A 20922-nucleotide genomic window follows, 5' to 3' on the forward strand; every position below is an offset into this window, starting at 1 on the left:
ACGGGCGCTCCTGGTCGGCGGCGTCCTCAGCCGTGCTGGAACCAGGTGGTCTTCCAGTCCGTGTAGTTGTCGAGGGCGTGACGCGAGAGGTCGCGCCCGAACCCGGACTGCCCGAATCCGCCGAACGGCGTCGTCAGCCCGAGCGCATCGACCGTGTTCACCGAGACGGTGCCGGCGACGAGGTGCTCCGCCACCCGGTGGGCGCGCGAGAAGTCCGAGGTCCACAGCGATGCGGCGAGGCCGAACTCCGTCGCATTGGCGAGTCGGACCGCCTCCTCCTCCGAGTCGAAGGCGAGCACCGCCACCAGTGGGCCGAAGACCTCCACGCGGTGGAGCTCGTGATTCGCGTCCAGCCCTGTGACGATCGCGGGACGCAGATAGGCATCGGAGCCCGTGATGGTGACCCGGTCCCCGCCGCTCACGAGGGTGCCGTCGTTCGCCGCGCGTTCGATCGCCCCGCCGACCGCGTCCGCATGGGCACGGCTGATCAGACTCCCGTTGCCGGGAGCGCCCGCGAGCGGATCGCTCGGCTCGTAATCGCGGGATGCCGCGGCCAGCAGCGCGACGAACTCGTCGTGGGCCTCACGCTGGATGAGGATGCGGGAGTTGGCCGAGCACACCTGGCCCTGGTTGTAGAACGCTCCGAACGCAGCCTTCGCCGCCGCGGCCAGCAGGTCGGCGTCGGCGAAGACGACGTTGGCGCTCTTGCCGCCCGCCTCGAGTGCGAGTCGCTTCATGTTGGAGGTGCCGGCGTCGATCATCAGCTGCTTGGCGACGGCAGTCGATCCGGTGAAGGCCAGGACGTCGATGTCGGGATGCCGCGCGATGCGGCTGCCGGCTGTCGAGCCGTGCCCCGGCACGACGTTGAGCACGCCCGGCGGCAGGCCGGCTTCGAGAGCGAGATCCGCCAGCCGCAGCGCGGTGAGCGATGTCTCGGTCGCAGGTTTGAGCACGACGCTGTTCCCGGCGGCGAGAGCGGGAGCGAGCTTCCAGGCGGCGATCTCGAGCGGGTAGTTCCAGGGGACGATCGCGCCGACGACGCCCAACGGCACCCGCCGCACGAGTGCGGTGGACCCCGGGGGCGTCGCCGGAACCTCGTCGAATCGCTTGTCGGCGAGCTCCCCATACCACCGGAAGGTCTCGGCGGCTCCCGGCACGTCGACGGTGAGCGTCTGCGCGATGGGCTTGCCCGAGTCGAGCGTCTCCAGCAGGGCGAGCTCGTCGAGGTGCTCCATGATCAGGTCGGCGAGGCGGATGAGCACGCGGCCCCGGTCGGCGGAGCCGAGGCGGCACCAGTCGCCCTGCTCGAATGCCCGGCGGGCGCGCGCGACCGCCAGGTCGACGTCGCGCGCGGTTCCGGCCGCGAGGTCGGCCAGGGTGCGGAGCGACCCCGGACTGACGGCCGCGATCGTCCCGCCGTCGGCGGCGTCGACACGGCGCCCGTCGATCACGGCGCGACCGTCGATCGTGAGTTCACGGCTGCGGGCAGCCCAATCGGTCGTGTTCATATCTCGTCCTCCTGGCGGGTTTCGGCGGATGCGTCGATCACGGTCCATGCCATCAGCACGGCGGCGTCGAGCAGCGCGCGCTCCGCGGCCGGTCCGACGCACGCCGCCGCGAACTCCTTCTGATGATTCGCGTACGGCAAGGAGTCGACGCCGATGTAGGGGTGGATGGCGGGCACGAGCTGCGAGACGTTGCCCATGTCGGTGGAGGCACGGTTCATCCGCTGCGCGCGACCGTCCTCGGCGAAGACGCGGCCCCGCGCCTCGGCGTTGGTCCGGTACGCGGCGAGCGCTCGCGCGTCGGTGCGGAACTCCGCGTAGGGCTTGCTCTCGGGCGTGATGGTCAGCGTCGCCCCGGTCGCGAGGGCTCCGGCTTGGAAGCAGCGATGCACGCGCTCTTCCAGCAGAGCGAGTTCGGCGAGCGAGGCGGCGCGTGTGTACCAGCGACCCTCGGTACGATCGGGAATCGCGTTGGGAGCGGAGCCGCCGACCGTCTGGATGCCGTGCACGCGGGTGTCGGGCGGCAGCTGCTGTCGCAGCATCCCGATGGCGACCTGGGCGATGACGAACGCGTCGTTGGCGTTGACGCCCTCATCGGGGTACGCGCCCGCGTGGGCCGAGACGCCGTCGTACGCGACGTGACTGTGCGACACCGCGAACGGGCGTGCTTCTGCGACGTCGACCGGCGCCGGGTGGACCATCATCGCGAGATCCAGGTCACCGAAGGCTCCGGCATCCATCATCTCGATCTTGCCGCCGCCGCCTTCTTCGGCGGGTGTGCCGTAGATCCGCACGGTGATGCCGAGGTCGTCCGCCAGCCGCGCGAGCGCCACACCGGCGCCGACGGCGCTCGCGGCGATGAGGTTGTGGCCGCACGCGTGTCCGAGGCCGGGCAGCGCGTCGTACTCGGCCATGACGCCGATGACGGTCGGGCCGCTTCCCGCCTCGGCGAGGAGTGCGGTGTCGAATCCGAGGTACGCGGGCGTGACGCGGAACCCCGCGTCGTGCAGGGCATCGCCGACCCAGGCCGCGGCCCGGTGCTCCTCCCACGCCGTCTCGGGATGAGCGTGCAGCGTCTCCGAGAGCGCGATGAGACCAGCGGATGCCGCTGCCACCGCCTCGTCCGCGGCCCGCTTCATCGTGCTCGACGCACGGTCACTCGTCACCGGGCACTCCGTACGAGGGGGCGGCGCCGGGGTTCAGTGCTCGGGTGACGTAGTCGTCGCGCTGCGGCATCCACACCGCCGCGAGGGCCTCCAGCTCGTCGATGGGGCGGTCCGCCCAGTCCACGCGCAGGTCGGTGACCCGCCATCCCGCCTGCCGCACGACCGCGAGCCCGGCGGAGTGGACCGGACCGGCCTCTCCCCCGGCGGCGATCGCGGTGCGCAGCGCCGCGAGGAGCCGCCACTCCAGGTCGCCGCCCGCCCGCCGATACGCATCGACCATGAGCTCGGGGATGCCTGCGGCCGCCAGCATGTTCCCGCCGGCTGCGACACCGTCGGCGACCGCATCGCCGAAGATGCCCAGGGCCTGCGTCCCCGAGTAGGCCGCCGAGCGGCCCTCGTCGTCGACGACGAGCAGCTGGCGCGACTGGATGTGCTCGCTGGCGTCGACGATCACCGCGAGCGCCTCGGTGGCCGAGAGGCCGTCGCGGAGACGAGAGAGGAGTTGCGGCCCCAGTCGCGGGTCGGTGATGTTCTGCGAGTTGACCGCGCCCACGCCGTCTGTCAGGTGAACGCAGCGGGCCGCGACGGCGGGCGACGACGAGCAGATGGCCGATCCGAAGGCGCCGGATGCGTCCCGGGCAACGATCGAGAAGGTCATGGGCCGGCCTCGACGGCCGGTGTGCTGACCACCGCGGTCGCATCGATCTCGACGAGCCACTCGGGGCGGGCGAGCGCGCTGACGACGAGGCCGGTGGAGACCGGATAGACGCCCTTCAGCCAGCGCCCCATCACGCGGTAGACGGGCTCGCGATAGCGAGGATCGATGAGGTAGACGACGACCTTGACGATGTCGTCGAGCGACGAGCCGGCCTCTTCGAGCAGCATCGCGATGTTGGCCATCGCCTTCTCGGCCTGCGCTTCGACATCTCCGATCCCGACGGACTCCCTCGTGTCGAGGTCCTGGCCGATCTGGCCGCGCAGGTACACGACCCCGCCCGCGATGACGGCCTGGCAGAGGTCGTTGTCGAGGTTCTGCTCGGGGTAGGTCTCGCGGGTGTTGAAGGGACGGATGCGGGTGTGCGTGGGCATCAGGAGGCTCCTCCGGTCAGGATCACGGCGTCTTCGGCGAACGCCTCGGGTGACGCATCGGGATCGCTGTAGGCGAGATAGCGTCGCTGGATCTCGATCTGGTCGGCGAGGTACTTCGCGTCGTGCCACACCCCCCAGATGAAGCTCGACCCGCGTCGCGACTGCCAGGGCAGCCCCAGGAAGTAGATGCCGGGCTCGGTCGACACACCCCGCTGCTGCACGGGCCGGCCACGCTCGTCGAACGCGTCGATGTGGAGCCAGCTGTAGTCCACGGCGAATCCGGTCGCCCAGACGATCGACGTGATTCCGGCCGCCTCGAGGTCGAGCTCGAGGATCGGGTTCGTCACCGCATCGGGGTCGGGACCGAGGACGCGCGCCTCCGGCTCCTCCGGCAGGTCGAGACCGTTGCGCGCGACGTGCGCATCGGCCTCATCGAGCAGCGACAGGTAGTTGGCGTCGCCGTTCGCGATGTTCTCGCCGAGGTCGGGAGCGAACCGCATGACACCCGCGGTGAACTCGCGTGCGCGGCCGACGAGCGTGATGCCGCTCGCGGCGAGCGCCCGGAAGTCGACCGTGTGACCGCCGCGCGCTCCGCTGACGGCGATCGTCACGTGCTCGGCGCCGAGCGGTGGCGCGACAGCATCCCACTTGCCGAGGACCCCCAGCCACCAGCAGAAGTCGCGCCCCCGATAGCTGCGCGGGGGCCGGTCGTGGGGACCCACCGCGAGGTGGACGGATCGTCCCGATCTGCGCAGTTCGTCGGCGATCTGCACACCTGAGGACCCCGCCCCGACCACCAGCACGCCTCCCGGCGGAAGCTGCTGCGGGTTGCGATACGAACTCGAGTGGAGCTGGAGCAGCCCCGCGTCGTCGGGTACGACCGTCGGGATGACCGGACGCTGGAATGGGCCGGTCGCAGCCACGACGAAGCGCGCGTCGATGGGGCCGTCGGAGGTCTCGACGCGGAATCCGGGTCGCCCCGCGTTCCGATGCACGGCCGTCACGCGGACGCCGCACCGGATGGGCGCGGCGATCTTCTCCGCGTAGGCGGTGAAGTAGTCCGCCACCTGATCCTTCGACGCGAACGCATCGGGTGCGAGGTCGAACTCCAGACCGGGGAAGCGGTCGTGCCACGCGGGCCCGTTGGCGACGAGCGAGTCCCAGCGACCCGTGCGCCAGCGCTCGGCGATGCGGTGACGCTCCACGACGAGATGCGGGATGCCGCGTGCGCTCAGGTGCTCGCTCATCGCCACGCCGGCCTGGCCTGCGCCGACGACGAGAACCTCGACCTCTGCTACCGACATCCCAACCTCCATCACTCCGTGCCGAAACTGCCTCGACCCGGTTCACGCTAGGCACCGTCAGGTCATCTGCATACTTCTGTCTTTGGGACCAGTGCATCTGTTGAATTGATACAGTGCTCGCATGGCCCGTCTGAGTCGCGCCGATATGACGCTCGTGCAGCTGCGGTACTTCGTCACCACCGCCACGCGACGCTCGATGACCGAGGCGTCCGGCGATCTCCACGTCGCCCAGTCCGCGGTGTCGACGGCCATCGCGCAGCTCGAGCGGACGCTCGGAGTACAGCTCTTCGTCCGTCAGCGCAGCAAAGGGCTGGCTCTGACGGATGCCGGCGAGCAGCTGCTGCGCGACGCGCGGTCACTGCTGGCCCAGGTCGACGAGATCACCGACAACGTGCGCGGGCACCACCACGAGGTCCGCGGCACCCTGCGTCTCGCCTGCTTCGTGACCCTCGCTCCGTTCGTGCTGCCGCGACTGATCTCACGGGTCGAGGAGCAGCATCCGCTCCTTCGCATCGAGATCATCGAGGCCGACGTCGACGGCACCGTGGAGCTCCTGCTCAACGGCACGGTGGAAGGCGCCATCGCCTACGACTTCGGCTCGGTGCACGACCTCTCGTTCGACCACCTGTACTCGGCGGCACCGCACGTGATCCTGCCGACCGGCCACCCGCTGGCACGGCGCAAGCGGGTGAAGCTCACCGAGCTCGCCGGTCAGGACATGGTGCTGCTCGACATCGCGCACTCGCGCGAGTACTTCCTGGGGATCCTCCAGGCCGCGGGGGTCGAACCGCAGGTCCGCTACAGCTCACGCAGCTACGAGACGGTCCGCTCGCTCGTCGCGCGCGGCCAGGGGTACTCGATCCTCAACCATGTCCCCCAGTCGCCGCGCACGTACGATGGCGGCGAGCTCGCCGCCATCCCGATCGCCGGCGACGCGCCGCCGCTGGACGTCTGCTTCGTGCGGGTCACGGATGTGCGGGCAACCGCCCGTGCCCGGGTGATCGGCGCGCTCGCCCGCGAGCTGTTCGGAACCTCTCCCGCCCCTCAGCAGTGACAGCTGCCGCTGCCGCTGTGGCACTCCGCCTGCGCGGGCATCGAGGGCGGCACGTCGAGAGCGGGGTTCTGGTCGAAGAAGCCGGTGGGCTTGAGGGTGAAGCCGGTGTAGTCGACCGGCATGATGGGCCAGTCCTCCACGCGCGGGAAGTGGGTGAGCCCGAAGCTGTGCCAGAGGACGACGTTCTCGCCGTCGATGCTGCGGTCGGCCCGGATGTACTCGGGAAGCCCCGGGGTGCCGACGCTCTGGTTGACGTAGTCGCCGGCCGGGAACCTCTCGTCCTCCGCGAACTGCGTGACCCAGAGGTGCTCGGTGGCGAACGCGGCGCGCTTGCTGATCGACGAGCCGTCTGCGGCGGCGAGGGTGGGCAGCGCCTCGGGGATCAGCGTGTACGCGACCGGTTCCCCGACCCGGTTGGTCTTCTCGGTGTTGATGATCTCCCAGACCCGCCCGACGGAGCCGTCCGCCTTGCGGCGCGCGTCGGCCTCGGTGGCGAACACGTGACGCGATCGTGAAAACGCGTTGCCGTGCGGGTTGCCCTCGCCCTGCGGCATCCGCTTCATGTCCAGCTCGTGCACGGCGTTGCGATCGCCGTCGACCGCCATGTCGAGGCGGGCGCAGAAGATGTGCTGGTGGTACGGGGCGGCCAGCCCGGGCGCGATCTGCGACGCGTAGGGATACCCCTCACCCGGGTAGCGGGCCGTGAAGACGATGCCGGTCGCCTTCGCCTCGAACTGGATCGTGCCGTCGAGGTAGAAGTACCAGTAGAAGCCGTAATCGTAGTTGCCGACGGTGGTGAAGAAACTCACCACCAGGCGGCGCTGTCGCCGTGTCGAGCGGTGGTTCGCCCACTCGTCGGTGTGCTTCCACAGCAGGCCGAAATCCTCCTCGTGGATGCAGATCGCCTGCGGGATCTCGCGCGGGTTGCCGAAGTCGTCGGCGACGACCGGTGACAGGTAGGTGATCTCGCCAAGGCAATCGCACCCGAGTTCGAGCGAGTTCGCATCGCGCCCGACGAGGTACTCGCCGGTGTCGAAGTAGTTCTGCCACGACCGGTACGGCGCGGGATCGCCGTAGGGCACGACCATTTCGGCGATCGAGGCGCGGTCAATGATCGACCGGCGCCGGCCGCGGTCCTCGATGCCGATCCGGCTGAGCACCAGCCCTTCACGGGCATCGAACCCGACGTGCAGGTCCCACTTCTGCCACCGCAGCACGTTGCCGTCGAGTGTGAAGCTCGGGCCCTCCGGCTGAGTGATGTGCAGGGGCTTCAGGTCCGTGCGGACGGGACCGGTGAGCTCCGGCGACTCGAAGTTGCCGTTCGTGAGCGGGTCGTTCGACGGCCCGTCGTCGAGGATGCGCACGACGCGTCGCTCGATCATGTCGACGAAAGCGACGAGCTGATCGATCGGATGCCCCCACGCATAGTCGCCGGGCTCATGCTGCACGAACGCCAGGCCGCGCAGCAGGCGCCTGCCCTCTTCACCCTCGTAGTCGAAGATGCCCGCCGACAGCGGGGCGACGCGCACCTGGTGCGGCTCGAGGCCACGCGCTCTCAGCGCCGCGCGCCAGCCGTCGTCCGCCGCGAGGATGCTCTCGATCGCGTCGAACTCCTCGAGCAGCACCGGCGCTTGGCCGACACCGGCGTCCACGGTGGTCGCCGACAGCGTCACCCCGTTCGTGACGTCGATGACGGCATCCGTCGTCTCACCCGTCGCGGTGTCGAGGAGGACAGCCCTCGCGCGGCGCGCGGGGGTCGGCGCGCCGTCCCGGAGCGACGCCTTGTCGGGCTCCTTGAGGCTGAGATACGCGACCCGCACGGTGTCGCCCAGCCGTCCCTCTGCGACGAGGTGGTCGCGGGCGGCGGTCATCTCGTCGGCGGTGAGCGGATCGAGCGGGTGCGCAGGCGACGTGCCGACCGCGGGGCGCGTGCCGATGCGGATCTGCTGTTCCATCAGACCGAGGCCTCCTCGAGTTCTGGCTCGACGGTCGACGGGCCGCGGCGCTTCTCCCAGAAGTAGCCGACGAGTGCGAGCGCCGTGATCGCCAGCAGGGTGCCGATCGTGAAGCCCTCGAAGGTCAGCTGGTCGACGCCCCAGATGTCGATGAAGTCGTACTCGAGACCCAGCGCGGGCTCGATCGTGCCGGGGAAGACGGCGACCCACGATCCGAGCAGCACCCACGCGTAGATCACGCCGGTGCAGATCCACAGGCCGACGCGTCCGCCCGGCACGGTGAACGGGCGCTCGACGTCCGGGTACTTGCGGCGCAGCACGATGATCGTCGGGAAGATGACCAGGTATGACAGCAGCAGTGTCGAGATCGCGATGATCAGCACGACCGTGAAGACGGCGGCCGCGCTGCCCGTGAGCAGCACAGTGGCCATGACGCAGAAGACCGAGGCGACGACGCCCGACAGGATGTTCATGCGCACCGGGGTGCCGAAGCGCTCCGAGAACTTCCCGAAGTAGCGGAAGAACGCGCCGTCGGCGCCGGCCGCCGCCTGCACGCGGTCGGAGGCGATCATCCAGGCGCTGGCCTGGGTGAGGACGATGAAGATGAACAGCAGCGCCGCGATCGTCATGACGGGTACCGAGGCGATGCCGTAGACGCTGAAGACCTCCTCGAACGCGTCGAGGAAGCCGCTGGCGCCCTGGACCTTCTCCGCCGGCAGCACCGCGAGGATGGCGAAGACCGGCACGAGGTAGCACAGAATCGAGATCGTGCCCGAGGAGGCGATCGCGCGCGGCACGTCCTTCTGCGGGTTGCGCATCTCTTCGGCGGCGCCGTTCGGCGCCTCGAAGCCGACCACGGCGAACAGGATGAGCGGCGTCACCGCCAGGAAGCCGGCGAGCGTCGGGGCGAAGTCACCGGCTGCGTAACCCTGCACGCCGTTCTGGAGCGCGTAGATCACCACCGTGACGACGAAGATGACCAGCAGCGAGACCTTGACGATCGCCCCGGCCGCGACGATGCGCTTGCCGTACTGCAGGCCGATGATCGCGGTCGCGATGGCAGCCCAGATGAAGACGAGCTTGAAGACGAAGTCCCAGAAGCCGCCCTCCTCGAGGGGGCTGATGTACGCGCTCCAGGTGGCCGCGGCGATGAAGACCAGCGCACCGCCCATCCACAGCGGATTGGTGATCCAGTAGAACATCGTCGCGATCGCGGCGGTGAGCTTGCCGAACGCCAGCCTCACCCACACGAACGGACCGCCCTCCCCGTGGAACGTGCTGCCCAGCTCGGCGATCACCAGGGCGTACGGGAACAGGAACGTCACGCCGATCACGAGCGTCCACGTGAACGCCTCGGCGCCGCCGACCGCCGCGATCTGCGCAATCGTGTCGATCGCGATGATGGCGCTGACGGACAGGAAGATGATGTCGAGGCGGCCCAGCGTCTTGCGGAAGGGCTGGTTTCGGATATCCGATGTCTCGATCTGTAGAGCACTCATGGGGACTCCTCGGTCCAACGTCACGGCTGCCTCGAACGCCTCCATCGGCTTCGATCGCGCGTTGAGTCAACCTCACGCAGGCGCCCCGCGCCAATATCGGTACCCGGTGCACTAGATCAGTTCATGTGATGGAGTAGGGAGATGAAATCCACTTGACACATGCAGGAAATCGGATCCGCTCCAGCACGGTGCGGTTCGCCCGGTTCGACGTGGTCCTCATACGCGCGCTCGAACGTCTGTCGCGGCCGGCGCGGTGCTCAAGGCGATGAGCTGATCCAGTGCCTCATCGGGAATCTCCACCCCCGGGAAGCGCGCGAACTGGCCCATGGGCATGGACTCGACCATCCTCAGCATGCCGGCGCTCTCATCGGCCGCCGCCCGCTGCTGCGGCGTGGCGTTCGCCATCATCGCCTGCATCATGGCCGGTCCCACCGTCGGATGCCCGAACCACTCTCCCACGGTCGAGTCGAGCGTCAGCGGCGCGGGCAAGTCGCTGTCTCCTTCGAGCGTGATCGGCAGCGCCGATTCGACGTCCGTCGCCGACCGCGCGACCTCGACCGTGTACTGGCCGGGCTCCACCCACCAGCGCTTCTTCTCGACATCCCAGTACGCGAACGCACGCCGGTCGAGTTCGACCGCGACGGTCGTCGCCTCGCCCGGAGTCAGGTGCACCTTCGCGAATCCGGCGAGCTCCCGCACGGGGCGGCGCACCGCCGAGGACGCCGGGGCGACGTAGACCTGGACGACGTCCGAACCGGGGAGTGTGCCCGTGTTCCGCACGGTGAGACGAACCACGGCCGAGTCGCCGCCGGATGCGGCGACCTCGGCATCCTCGTACGCGAAGGTCGTGTAGCTGAGGCCATGACCGAAGGGATAACGGACCGCTCTGTCGACGGAGGTGTAGTACCGGTATCCGACGAACATGCTCTCGCCGTAGTGGGCGACGCTCTTCTCGCCGGGGAAGCTGAGGTACGCCGGCGTGTCCTCCAACCGCAGCGGGATGGTCTCCGCGAGCCGTCCGCTCGGGTTCACGACACCCGTCAGGATGTCGGCGAGCGCCCCACCGACGCCTTGGCCGAGAGCCAGTCCCTCGATGATCGCGTCGACCGAGTCATGCCAGGGCTCGAGCTGCACGACGCCACCGTTGGACAGCACGACCACCGTGCGCTTCGCGGCCGCCGCGACTGACTCGATGAGCGCGACGTGCGCGTCGGGCAGGTCGATCGTCTCGCGGTCGAACCCTTCGGACTGGTCCTGCTCGTACAGCCCCACGAAGACGACGGCGACGTCCGCCGCGGCGGCCGCGGCGGCGGCTTCGTCGCGCAGCACGCGGAGATCGGCGTCCGGTCGTTTCGTGTATCCGAGCACGTACGTCACGTGCTCGTCGCCGAGAGCTGTGCGCAGTTCGTCGAGCGGGATGTCCAGACGCGTCGGGTTCACGTGCGAGCTCCCGCCGCCCTGGAACGGGGGATGCGCCGCGAATTCGCCGATGACCGCCACCTTCTGCCCGCTGGTCAGCGGGAGCGTCTCGTGCTCGTTGCGGAGCAGGACGACGGATGCCGCGGCCGCACGCCGCGCAAGCGCGTGATGGGCGTCCACATCGAAGCCCTGCGCGGGCTGTCCTGAAGAGGCGGTGCGATCGGCGAGCCGGGCGAGTCGCGTGACGCTCTGGTCGACGAGTGCGCTGTCGATCCGGCCGGATCGGACGGCGTCGATGATCGCTGCCGCACCCTCGTCGCCGGTTCCGGGCATCTCGAGGTCGAGCCCGGCGACGAGCGCTTCGACTCGATCCTTGATGGCTCCCCAGTCCGAGACGACGAGGCCGTCGAACCCCCACTCGTCGCGCAGCAGCTCGGTGAGCAGCCATCGATTCTCCGAAGCGAAGACGCCGTTGATCGCGTTGTACGCGCTCATCACCGTCGTCGGCGCCGCTTCCTTCACGACGCGCTCGAACGCCGGGAGGTAGAGCTCTCGCAGGGCGCGCTCGTCGACCTGTGCGTCGATCCGCATCCGGTCCGTCTCCTGGTTGTTCACGGCGAAGTGCTTGAGCGAGGTGCCGACGCCCATGCTCTGTACGCCCTGTACGTACGCCGTCGCGAGGATGCCGGTGAGGAGCGGGTCTTCGGAGAAGTACTCGAACGTGCGGCCGCCGAGCGGTGACCGTTTGATGTTGATCGCCGGGCCGAGGAGGACGTCCACGTCGAGCGCGCGAGCCTCCTCGCCGAGGGCGACTCCGATCTCGCGGATCAGGGCCGGGTCCCAGGTGGAGCCCATCGCGACGCCGGGAGGGAAGCACGTCGAGGGCAGACTCTCGTGGAACCCGAGGTTGTCAGCGGTCCCCTCCTGCCGGCGGACTCCGTGGGGTCCGTCGACCATCACGATCGAGCGGATGCCGTCGCCTTCGCGTGTCGACCAGAAGTCCCGTCCGCTGAGCAGCGCCGCCTTCTCCTCGAGCTCGGCGTCGTCGGCCTCGGCGGGCTCGGGGGCGGTGATCACGTCGAGGGGGATCTCCTCGCCGGCGGAGACGGCGGCGAAGCCTCGCTCGAGATCCTGGAGCACGCCGTCGGGTCGCGGCAGCATGCCGGAGATCTGGCGCGGGGTGACATGCTCCTGACCGCGCAGTCCGGCGGACATGTGCTCGGCCGCTTCGGGGATGTGCTTCGTGATGACCCCGGTGAGCACCGTCATCGCCTGCGGGTCGTCGACGAGTTCGCCCAGCGGGGTGTCGACGGTGATCGTCTTCCGTGTGTCCACGTCGAGGTCGAACGGCTCCTCGAAGGTGTGCGCACCATGGCCGACGTCGCGTGCATCCCCGGAAGGCAGGATCACCTCGGCGGTGGCGCCGACGGGAACGGTGACGGCGAGCCGCAGCATCCCGCCCTCGAGCGTCCAGGCCGACGACGCGTCCCCGTACGGGGTGCGCAGGCGCGCTGACGCCGACGTGAGGCCGCGATGGGGAGGCTGCGGGGCGATCCGCAGGCGGCGATAGCCGGGAGACGCGGGGGCGAGGCCGGCGACGACGCGGTGCATCCAGTCGGCGACCGCGCCGAAGGCGTAGTGGTTGAACGAGGTCATGCCGCTGGGGTTGACGGTGCCGTCGGGCAGCAGCGAGTCCCATCGCTCCCAGATCGTGGTCGCACCCATTTTGACCGCGTAGAGCCACGACGGGTTCTCGGTCTGCAACAGCAGCCGGTAGGCGGTGTCGGCGTGGCCGTTTGCGCTGAGGGCGTCGCAGATCAGCGGGGTGCCCACGAATCCGGTGGAGATGCGATACCGGTTCTCCTTGACGATCTGAGCGAGCCGATCGGCGGCGCGATCGCGCTCTGCCGCGTCTTCGATCAGGTCGAACTGGAGAGCGAGCGCGTACGCGGTGGCGGAGTCGGAGAGCACGCGGCCCGAACGAGCGACGTACTCCCGGTGGAACGCTGCCCGCACGTCATCGGCCAGTGCGCCGTACCGGGCGGCGTCGGCGTCGCGACCGAGGAGGGCGGCGGTCTCGGCGACGATGCGCGCGGAGCGGGCGAAATACGCGGTGGCGACGATCTCGGGATACGTCTGCGCCGCCTCAGGACGCCCTGCGGGCGCGGCCGGGTCGAGCCAGTCGCCGTACTGGAATCCGGCGTCCCAGATGCGGTTCTCGCCGGCGGCAGCCGCCACCTCGTCAACCCAGGACGCCATGCTCGCGAACTGGGCGGCGAGCGTGCCGAGGTCTCCCGATGCCTGGTACATCGTCCACGGCACGACGGTCGCGGCATCCGCCCATGCCGCCATCGGGCCGTTGTACCCGATGGAGCGGGCGGGTACGACCGACGGCGTGCCGCCGTAGAGTCGCTGCTCGGCGGCGAGGTCCTTCAGCCATGAGGCCAGGAATCCGGCCGAGTCATAGAGGTACTCCGCGGTCGGCGCGAATACCTGCAGGTCACCGGTCCACCCCAGGCGCTCGTCTCGCTGCGGGCAGTCGGTCGGCACGTCGACGAAGTTGCCGCGCATCCCCCACACGACGTTCTCGTGCAGGCGATCGACGAGCGGGTCGGATGCCGTGAACCAGCCGGTGCGCTCCATGTCGGAGTGCAGGACTTCGGCGACGACGTCTGCGGGATCGAACCCGCCCGGCCAGCCGGTCACCTCCGCGTAGCGGAAACCGTGGAAGGTGAACCGGGGCGCCCATTCCTCGGTGTCCGTGCCGGCGAGGATGTATGTGTCGGTGGCCTTCGCGGCGCGCAGCGGCGCGGTGGCGAGTTCGCCGTGCTCGAGGACCTCGGCGTGGCGGAGTGTGACCGTGTCGCCGGCCTCTCCGTGAACGCGAATGCGAAGCCGCCCGACCAGGTTCTGGCCGAAGTCGAGGATCGTTCGGCCGGTGGGGCTGGTGCTGACGGCCTGCACCGCGATGGTGTCGACGTGCCGCACGGGCGGTCCGTCGGGTGCGACCAGGACCGCCGGGTCGAAATCTCGCACCACGACCGCAGCCCAATCGCCGGCACTCGAGCCCGGCGTCGACCACGACGGGTCGTCGAGACGGGCGTCGAAGTGCTCGCCGTTGTAGAGGTCGGCCGCGCGGATGGGGCCCTCACCCGCACTCCACTGCGGACCGGAGCCCACGACCTGCCGCTGTCCATCCTCGTACTCGATCTCGAGCTGGACGATCACGCCGAGCTCCGAGCCGTAGAGCTCCCGCCGGCCGTCCCATCCGAGGTAGCCGCGCCACCAGCCGTCGCCCAGCCACGCACCGATCGCGTTCGCGCCGGGCCGCAGCATCCGGGCCACGTCGTAACAGGCGTATCGAAGTCGAGACTCGTACGCCGTCCACCCGGGGGCGAGCTCGTCATCCCCGACGCGTGCGCCGTTGAGCTCGAGTTGGAAGACGCCGTGGGCGCTCGCGTAGACGCGGGCGCTCCGGATGCCGGCATCCCGCACCTCGAACGCTCCACGCGTGCGCGGGGCGGCGATCGCGTCGTCCGCGGGCCCGACCATCCGCGCCGACCAATCGCCGGGCTCGAGCAGTCCCGCTTCGACGGCGCTCCAGTTGCTCCAGTCGCTGAGTGTGCCATCCCGCCCGATGACACGCACCCGCACCTCGCGGTGATCACGGGACACGAGCGGCTCGAACGGCCACTTGACCAGTACGGACTCCATCGAATCGACTCGTACGACACCACCGCCGCGTTCTTCGAGCTCGTACGCAATCTGCCACCATCCAGCAGGAGCCGACTCGACGATCCAGCTGAGACGCGGGCGCGTCTCGCCGATGCCGAGCGCATCGCGGTGGTGCTCGAAGCGGACCGGGGTGAGGGAGATGGCCATGCGAGGTCTTTCTGGATCAGCGAACGGAGCGGATGCGGAGGATGACGAGTCCGCCGAGCAGGACCAGCGCTGCGGCGATGACGTAGAGGAGCGTGTAGTTCTTCTCAGCCCCCGTGACGCCGACCAGCAGGATTGCGGACGCCGCCAGCGGGGCGACCGACTGCGGAATGGAGGTCGCGAAGCCGGTGATGCCCATGAAGCGGCCGGCATCCGTCGCCTTCTCGGGGAGGACATCCAAGAGCAGCGCCTGGTCGACGGCCGAGAACATGCCGATGCCCGCCGAGACGATCAGCGAGCCGGCGATCAGGAACGGGACGTCGCCGGTGAAGGCCATCAGCAGCATGCCGGCGGCCATCAGTGCGCCTCCCAGCAGGACGAAGGGCTTGCGACGGCGGAGCCTGTCGGAGAGGAAGCCGCCGCCGAGCGCGCCGGCGGTCACGGCGAGCACGCCCACGCCACCGAGCGCGGCGATGATGCCGGCGACCTCGGCGATGTCGACGCCTAGGCGGCTGGCGAAGAAGAACGCGGTGAAGGTCGTGTTCAGCGTGAGGCCGAAGTAGAAGAGGAATCGGCCGAGCCAGTTGATCGAGAAGTCCGGGTACTTGGCTGGGTTGTAGAGGTACTTGCGCAGCAGTCCGCCGAGCCCGATGCGGTCACGCGCGAGGGAGCGGCTGTCGTCCTCGTGCACGAGCGTCACGAACAGGGTGACGAGCACGACGCCCACGGCGCCGGGGATGAGGAACAGCAGCAGCGGGTCGCCGGTGACGCCGAAGGTGAGGATGACGCCGAACACGGGCGCGACCTGCGTGGCGAAGCCGGTGAGGCCGGCGACCTTGCCGCGCTGCGACTCGGGGAGCCGGTCGGCGGTGGAGATCTGCAGGTTACTGAGGACGGTGCCCCACCCCCACTGGGCCAGCACCCAGCCGAGACCGAGCAGCAGCACAGTGGGCGAGAGGGCCATCACGACGAGCGAGACGACGCCGACGATCATGCCGCCGACCATGAAGGGGCGGCGGCGGCCGTACCGGGTGCGGGTGCGGTCGCTCCAGACGCCCATGAAGGGCGCCGAGAGCATCACGAAGAGCGCGCCGGCGCCGGTGATGTAGCCGAGGTACTCCTCGTGCCCGGGAGCCAGTGCGTTGACCTTGATCGAGAGGGAGATCGCCAACGGGGTGATGAATGCCATGAAGACGCCGAACTGCGCCAGCACCATGAACCAGATGTAGCGGGCGTTCACCTTCGGCAGATCGCCGCCGGCGTGCTGGATCGTCTCGTCCAGAGCGATCGCATCCAGGGCAGGGGCGGGCACTGATGCCGGAAGGGGTGTGGCAACTGGCTCATCGTTGCTCGGGGTCGTCATGGGGACTCCATTGTCGTGTCGGGTAGCTAGCGCGTGCTAGTGACTGACCGCGATGCTACGGTACGATCACTAGCACGCGCAAGTTCGAGGAGGACATCGGATGCCGGCATCCACGGTCAAGCGGGTCACGGCTGCCGATGTCGCACGATCCCTGGGGCTCTCCCGCGCGACGGTGGGGTTCGTGCTGAACGACACTCCGGGCCAGACGATCCCCGAGGCCACACGCGCGCGCGTACTGGCCGAGGCGAAACGACTGGGCTACCGCGCGAACACCGCTGCACGTGCGCTCGCCAGTGGGCGCAGCCGAATCATCCTCCTCGTGCTGCCCGACTGGCCGCTCGACTACAGCATGCGCACCCACCTCGATGAGGCCTCGCTCGCGCTTGACAAGGCCGGCTACTCCCTGGTCACGATGACACCGCATCCCGGTGGCCACGCCCGACCCCTGTGGGAGACGCTACGACCCGACGTGGTCATCGGGATGACGCCATTCGAGGCCGATCGACTCGCCGAGATCCGCGCCAGCGGCGTCGAGCATGTGATTCCGTCCGTCCCGGCGGGCGAATTCGGGGCCGTGGGTGACCTCGGCTACGTCGACGGACCCCGCCTGCAGGTCGAACACCTCGTCGCTCGCGGACGCTCCCGGCTGGCATTCGCCGCGTCGCCCGACCCGCGCCTCGCCGACCTCGTCGCACAGCGTCGAGACCTCGCCGCGCAGACGCTTCGTGAACGGACAGGGACCGAGCTCGTGGCGGCGGCGTCAATGACCGAATCGAGCGCCCCCGACCATCTCAGGGCGTGGATGGCGGCGGGCGTCGACGGAGTCGTCGCCTACAACGACGACGTGGCCGCACTCGTGCTGGGAGCCGCGCTTCGGTCAGGCGTTCGAGTGCCGGAGGATCTCGCTGTCGTCGGTCACGACGACACGCCCCTCGCTCGTCTGCTGGTGCCGGCGCTCTCGAGTGTTCGCATCGACACCGCCGGAATCGGCCGATACCTCGCCGACCTCGCCCTCAGCGCCGCGACCGGCACGCCGCCGCCGGTCGCCGGTCCGGAGACCGACGCCTACCTCGTGGAGCGCGAGACTTCCTGAGCTCAGGCGGGCAGACACGTTCGATCACCGCCACCACCGACCCCGGCCGAACCGAGCCCCGTGTCAGCGCATCGGACCAGCTGGTCACTCCAAACTGCGACGAGGACCCGAGTCGGTGTCAGGCCGTCACCGTGATGCGCGCTCGGCCGATGTTCTGAGCACGAGCGTGCGGGTCGTCCGCGTCGCCCGCGGTCTGCGCCGAGACGCGGACCGCGACGAAGTGCGTGCCCGGCTCGTCGAAGACGACCTCGTGGTCGATCGCCACCGATGCCGCCGGTTCGAAAGCGATTGGCTCGCCGAGGACTCCACCCGTCACGGGTCGAACCTCGACGACGACACCATCGCCGACCGCCTCGGCCGAGATCCGAACCACGACCGGCTCGCCCAGCCGTGCCAGGGCGTTGGACTCGCCGTTGACAGTGAGCGTCACGACCGGCTGCACGCCGCCGCGCTCGGTTGCGGCCTCCGGGATCACGACCTGCCCGTCCGTCACCGTGTAGGTCGATGTGGAAGCAGGCTCGACGCCGTCCTCGACCCAGGCGGCGAGCTGACGCAGCGCGGTCTCCAGAACGCCGAGATAGGCGACGGAGCGGTCGGGGAACTCCTGTGGATCGTCGTCGCCGTGGAGCGCGTTGTCGACGTACCAGAGTCGGAAGCGGTCGTCCGTCGCATCGCCGAGGTGCTCGCTCACGCGCGCGCGGTACCAGTCCGCCTGCCATGGGAAGGCCTCGCGGTCGAGCAGACAGGCGACCGCGATCATCTTCCCGCTGATCTGCCCCGCCGGGACTGTGCCGGCGGCGTGCTGCGTGAACATCGGTCCGAGCAGCATCGGTCGCTGCGGGAGGAGCGGGTGGCCGGCGTCGTCTCGGAACTGGTCCCACACCGCGTACTCCGGGCCCGGCACCTGGTGGCGGTGGTAGGTCTGAACTGCGAGGAAGCTCGAGTTGTCGAGCACCACCTCGTCACCGACGCCGAGGAGGGAAACCACGGCATCCTGACCGGGCTCGATGTGGGCGAGGTCGCCATCCACGCCGGACAGGCGGATGACGCTGCCCGCCGCGGCGCCGGATCCGACGACGAGCTGGGCGCCCAGCATCCATCCGCCCGAAACGTGCGCCAGCCTGATCGCTGAAGCCGTCTGCCCGTCGACCGAGTGGAGGAACGACTCATCGACCCCGCCGGCGGTGAGCTGCTCGCCGCGCGTCTCGGTGACTCCTACGAGCTGGGCCACGGTCGTCGCAGACCGCACGCGGTCGCGATGCACCGACGACCCGTGCTCGGCGCCGAGGTAGCCGTCGACGCTCCAGAACTCGTCGGCGTAGGTCGGGTCCGCCGCCATGACTCCGGGGTAGAGCACGCTGAACGCGTGCATCCCCATCGTCTTCCACGCGAACCACGAGCGCGGCGGGAAGCCCATCCGCGTCACCTCTTCGAGTGCTGCGCTCTCCTCGTCGGTGAGGACGAGGGATGCCGGATCCCCGCCGACGTCGTAGGCGTCGACGATCTCGGAGAAGCGGTCGCGGAGAATGCGCTGCGCGTGCATGCGCACGCTGAAGACGTTCGGGATCGACATCGGGCTGCCCGGCACGTAGGGCACGAACCCGTCCCACACCGCTGAGGTGTTCTCGGAGGAGCCGATCGTGCGGTACGCGCCGCCCGACCCGCCGTAGAGGTATCCGTACGGGCGGTGCCGCCGGCCGTAGACCTGCTGTGCCACGTGACGCGAGAATCGAGCGACCGCGGCATTCGCACGGTAGGCGCCGATCGTCTGATCCGTGCCGGAGAACGGGTTCGCGGCATCCGGACCCCCGCCGTTGGATTCGACGAAATAAGCGCCGCTGTCGACAGCGAACGCGATCGGGTTGTAGTCGCTGGCTGAGACCTGCGCGAGATTCTCGCTCTGCGGCACCGGCGTCACGTGCTGGAAGAACCGGCCCTCATAGGCGTCCGGGCCGGGGAGGTACAGCGAGAACCGGGTGTCGGTGCCGGTGAACCCGCCGTGCACGTACCGGTGTCGCACGGGGCTGTCGCGCCACTGGTCCAGATCGACGAAAGGCTGGGAGAAGTCGACATCGTCGTCGTGATCCCACACGACGTCTGTCAGCGCCGCGACGGCGAGCGTCTCATCGATCGAAGTCATCACTTGACACCTTTCAGCGGGAGAACGGCGACCGCGGCGAGCAGAACCAGGACGAAAGCGGCGATCCACACCCCGAGGTAGGCGCCGGTGAGGGCGACCACGGCACCCGCGAGAGCGGGGCCGAGCGCCTGGCCCAGGTTCGAGCCCAGCGCGGCGACGCCGAGGTCGCGGCCCGCCGCCCTCTGGTCGGGAAGCACGTCGATGAAGAGAGCCTGGTCGACGGGCAGGTAGGCGCCGAACGCGATGCCGCCGATGATCGCCTGGATGAACAGCGCGGGGAGCGTCGGCGAGAGGATCGGGATCAGCATCGACAGAGCCATCAGGCCCGAGGAGAAGATCACGAACGAGCGGCGCTTCTGAAGCTTGTCGGAGAGCCTGCCGGCGACCAGCACGGCGATGATCATGAACGGCACGCCGACGAGTGCGAGCAGACCGGCCATCTGAGTGGCCTCCGCCGCGCTGAGGGCGGGGCGGATGTAGCTCTGCATCATGTACAGCGACAGCGCCGTCGATACGGCATACCCGAAGGTGAGGAGGATGCGGGCGACCCACACCCACCGGAAGTTGCGGGTGCGCAGCGCGACGGTGAAGCCCAGCAGGAACGGCTTCCAGTGCAGCTTCTCGACAGCGAGGTCCTTCGACGATGCGTCCCGCGCGAAGATGACGAACATCGTGCCTGCGAAGGCGACGAGGGCGGCGAGCACGAAGTACATGTCCAGGCCGAGGGTCGCGAACAGCAGACCGGCGCCGACGCCACCGAGCACGCCGCCGAAGAAGTTGCCGAAGCCGCCGAGCGCCGACGCGGTGCCGCGGCGGTTCTCGGGCATCCGGTCGGCGACCGTCGCCGCAAGCGGGCCCGATGCCGTGTTGAGCACCGCCTGCGCGGTCATCCAGATGATGGCGAGCACCGCGATGCTGGGCGCGTACCGCACGCCGACGAGGAAGACCGCTCCGGCCAGGGTGCCGAACAGGATCCAGGGCGCACGTCGTCCCAGTCGGGTGCGAGTGCGGTCCGACGCGACGCCGACCAGCGGCTGAAGCAGCATCGTGAGGATCACACCCAGCGACGCGATGACCGACAGCGACTGAGCGCGCGCGGCATCGAAGCCGGCCAGCAGGTCCAGCTGGCGCGACTGCTCAGGCGTCGCCGTGGCCGAGCCTGCCGCGATCTGCTGCTGGAGGAGCGTCAACTGCTGCAGATCGACACCGGCATCCGCCCCGGTGAACCACTGTCCGAACTCCAGCATCTGCACCTGATTGGCGAGGAGGATGCTCGTCGCCCCCCATACCGCCGTGATCGACAGCGTGACGATCGTGTACCAGGTGAGGTACCGGCGCGACAGCGGCCCCTTGATCAGGATCGGCGAGGTGCCCGGCTCGGCCGGATCGACGATCACGTCGCCCTTCGCCTTCGGCGGAGCGGCCGTCGTTTCAGTCATGTGCAGATTCCCATCGA

At 69.3% G+C, this 20922-nt stretch carries 13 protein-coding genes; 2 read left to right on the forward strand and 11 right to left on the reverse strand.

Annotation, left to right across the window (positions count from 1 at the left end; all coding sequences use genetic code 11):
• Positions 1-26 precede the first annotated feature (26 nt).
• Genes VIP82_RS13250 through VIP82_RS13270 form a run of 5 tightly spaced genes read right to left on the reverse strand, consistent with a single transcriptional unit; the run spans position 27 to position 5064 of the window.
• The gene (locus tag VIP82_RS13250) at positions 27-1508 is read right to left on the reverse strand and encodes an aldehyde dehydrogenase family protein (protein ID WP_331909328.1); all 1482 of its coding nucleotides are present in this window, start codon (positions 1506-1508) and stop codon (positions 27-29) included.
• A complete protein-coding gene (locus VIP82_RS13255; protein WP_414684672.1) occupies positions 1505-2671 on the reverse strand; it encodes an amidohydrolase in 1167 nt (388 codons plus the stop codon). The genes VIP82_RS13250 and VIP82_RS13255 overlap by 4 nt, the downstream gene beginning before the upstream one ends.
• Entirely contained in the window at positions 2661-3329 is a 669-nt protein-coding gene (locus VIP82_RS13260; protein ID WP_331909330.1) for a DUF1028 domain-containing protein, read from the reverse strand. Before VIP82_RS13260 ends, VIP82_RS13255 begins: the two co-directional genes overlap by 11 nt.
• Positions 3326-3760: a RidA family protein gene (locus VIP82_RS13265; RefSeq protein ID WP_331909332.1), complete on the reverse strand. Its 435-nt coding sequence runs from the start codon at positions 3758-3760 to the stop codon at positions 3326-3328. The genes VIP82_RS13260 and VIP82_RS13265 overlap by 4 nt, the downstream gene beginning before the upstream one ends.
• A complete protein-coding gene (locus VIP82_RS13270) occupies positions 3760-5064 on the reverse strand; it encodes a flavin-containing monooxygenase (RefSeq protein WP_331909334.1) in 1305 nt (434 codons plus the stop codon). Before VIP82_RS13270 ends, VIP82_RS13265 begins: the two co-directional genes overlap by 1 nt.
• A gap of 121 nt (positions 5065-5185) precedes the next feature.
• Here VIP82_RS13270 and VIP82_RS13275 point away from each other — a divergent pair, with 121 nt between their 5' ends.
• Positions 5186-6118 carry a LysR substrate-binding domain-containing protein gene (locus VIP82_RS13275; protein WP_331909336.1) on the forward strand — a complete coding sequence of 311 codons (933 nt, stop codon included), beginning with the start codon at positions 5186-5188 and terminating at the stop codon, positions 6116-6118.
• Here VIP82_RS13275 and VIP82_RS13280 read toward each other — a convergent pair.
• The 4 genes from VIP82_RS13280 to VIP82_RS13295 all read right to left on the reverse strand — a co-directional run bounded on the left by VIP82_RS13280 (position 6109) and on the right by VIP82_RS13295 (position 16233).
• The gene (locus VIP82_RS13280) at positions 6109-8073 is read right to left on the reverse strand and encodes a primary-amine oxidase (protein ID WP_331909338.1); all 1965 of its coding nucleotides are present in this window, start codon (positions 8071-8073) and stop codon (positions 6109-6111) included. The two genes, VIP82_RS13275 and VIP82_RS13280, sit on opposite strands and share 10 nt — an antisense overlap.
• Positions 8073-9572: an APC family permease gene (locus tag VIP82_RS13285; RefSeq protein ID WP_331909340.1), complete on the reverse strand. Its 1500-nt coding sequence runs from the start codon at positions 9570-9572 to the stop codon at positions 8073-8075. The genes VIP82_RS13280 and VIP82_RS13285 overlap by 1 nt, the downstream gene beginning before the upstream one ends.
• 216 nt (positions 9573-9788) lie before the next feature.
• Complete coding sequence (locus VIP82_RS13290; RefSeq protein WP_331909342.1) at positions 9789-14873, reverse strand: family 78 glycoside hydrolase catalytic domain; 5085 nt, start codon at positions 14871-14873, stop codon at positions 9789-9791.
• 16 nt (positions 14874-14889) lie between these two features.
• Positions 14890-16233 carry an MFS transporter gene (locus VIP82_RS13295; RefSeq protein WP_331909344.1) on the reverse strand — a complete coding sequence of 448 codons (1344 nt, stop codon included), beginning with the start codon at positions 16231-16233 and terminating at the stop codon, positions 14890-14892.
• Between the two features lie 100 nt (positions 16234-16333).
• On the opposite strand from VIP82_RS13295, the gene VIP82_RS13300 reads away from it, so the two are divergent.
• Complete coding sequence (locus VIP82_RS13300; protein ID WP_331909346.1) at positions 16334-17326, forward strand: LacI family DNA-binding transcriptional regulator; 993 nt, start codon at positions 16334-16336, stop codon at positions 17324-17326.
• A gap of 118 nt (positions 17327-17444) precedes the next feature.
• Here VIP82_RS13300 and VIP82_RS13305 read toward each other — a convergent pair whose 3' ends face one another.
• Positions 17445-19466 (reverse strand): hypothetical protein, encoded by a 2022-nt coding sequence (locus tag VIP82_RS13305; protein ID WP_331909348.1) that lies wholly within the window; start codon positions 19464-19466, stop codon positions 17445-17447.
• Complete coding sequence (locus VIP82_RS13310; RefSeq protein WP_331909350.1) at positions 19466-20905, reverse strand: MFS transporter; 1440 nt, start codon at positions 20903-20905, stop codon at positions 19466-19468. The genes VIP82_RS13305 and VIP82_RS13310 overlap by 1 nt, the downstream gene beginning before the upstream one ends.
• Between the last annotated feature and the right edge of the window lie 17 nt (positions 20906-20922).

The organism is Microbacterium sp. (genome assembly GCF_036566905.1).
Taxonomy (GTDB): domain Bacteria; phylum Actinomycetota; class Actinomycetes; order Actinomycetales; family Microbacteriaceae; genus Microbacterium.

Coding starts and splice junctions, on each gene's coding strand:
- VIP82_RS13250 (WP_331909328.1), bottom strand. CDS start 1,508: ATGAACACGACCGATTGGGCTGCCCGCAGCCGTGAACTCACGATCGAC.
- VIP82_RS13260 (WP_331909330.1), bottom strand. CDS start 3,329: ATGACCTTCTCGATCGTTGCCCGGGACGCATCCGGCGCCTTCGGATCG.
- VIP82_RS13265 (WP_331909332.1), bottom strand. CDS start 3,760: ATGCCCACGCACACCCGCATCCGTCCCTTCAACACCCGCGAGACCTAC.
- VIP82_RS13270 (WP_331909334.1), bottom strand. CDS start 5,064: ATGTCGGTAGCAGAGGTCGAGGTTCTCGTCGTCGGCGCAGGCCAGGCC.
- VIP82_RS13275 (WP_331909336.1), top strand. CDS start 5,186: ATGGCCCGTCTGAGTCGCGCCGATATGACGCTCGTGCAGCTGCGGTAC.
- VIP82_RS13280 (WP_331909338.1), bottom strand. CDS start 8,073: ATGGAACAGCAGATCCGCATCGGCACGCGCCCCGCGGTCGGCACGTCG.
- VIP82_RS13285 (WP_331909340.1), bottom strand. CDS start 9,572: ATGAGTGCTCTACAGATCGAGACATCGGATATCCGAAACCAGCCCTTC.
- VIP82_RS13290 (WP_331909342.1), bottom strand. CDS start 14,873: ATGGCCATCTCCCTCACCCCGGTCCGCTTCGAGCACCACCGCGATGCG.
- VIP82_RS13295 (WP_331909344.1), bottom strand. CDS start 16,233: ATGACGACCCCGAGCAACGATGAGCCAGTTGCCACACCCCTTCCGGCA.
- VIP82_RS13300 (WP_331909346.1), top strand. CDS start 16,334: ATGCCGGCATCCACGGTCAAGCGGGTCACGGCTGCCGATGTCGCACGA.
- VIP82_RS13305 (WP_331909348.1), bottom strand. CDS start 19,466: ATGACTTCGATCGATGAGACGCTCGCCGTCGCGGCGCTGACAGACGTC.
- VIP82_RS13310 (WP_331909350.1), bottom strand. CDS start 20,905: ATGACTGAAACGACGGCCGCTCCGCCGAAGGCGAAGGGCGACGTGATC.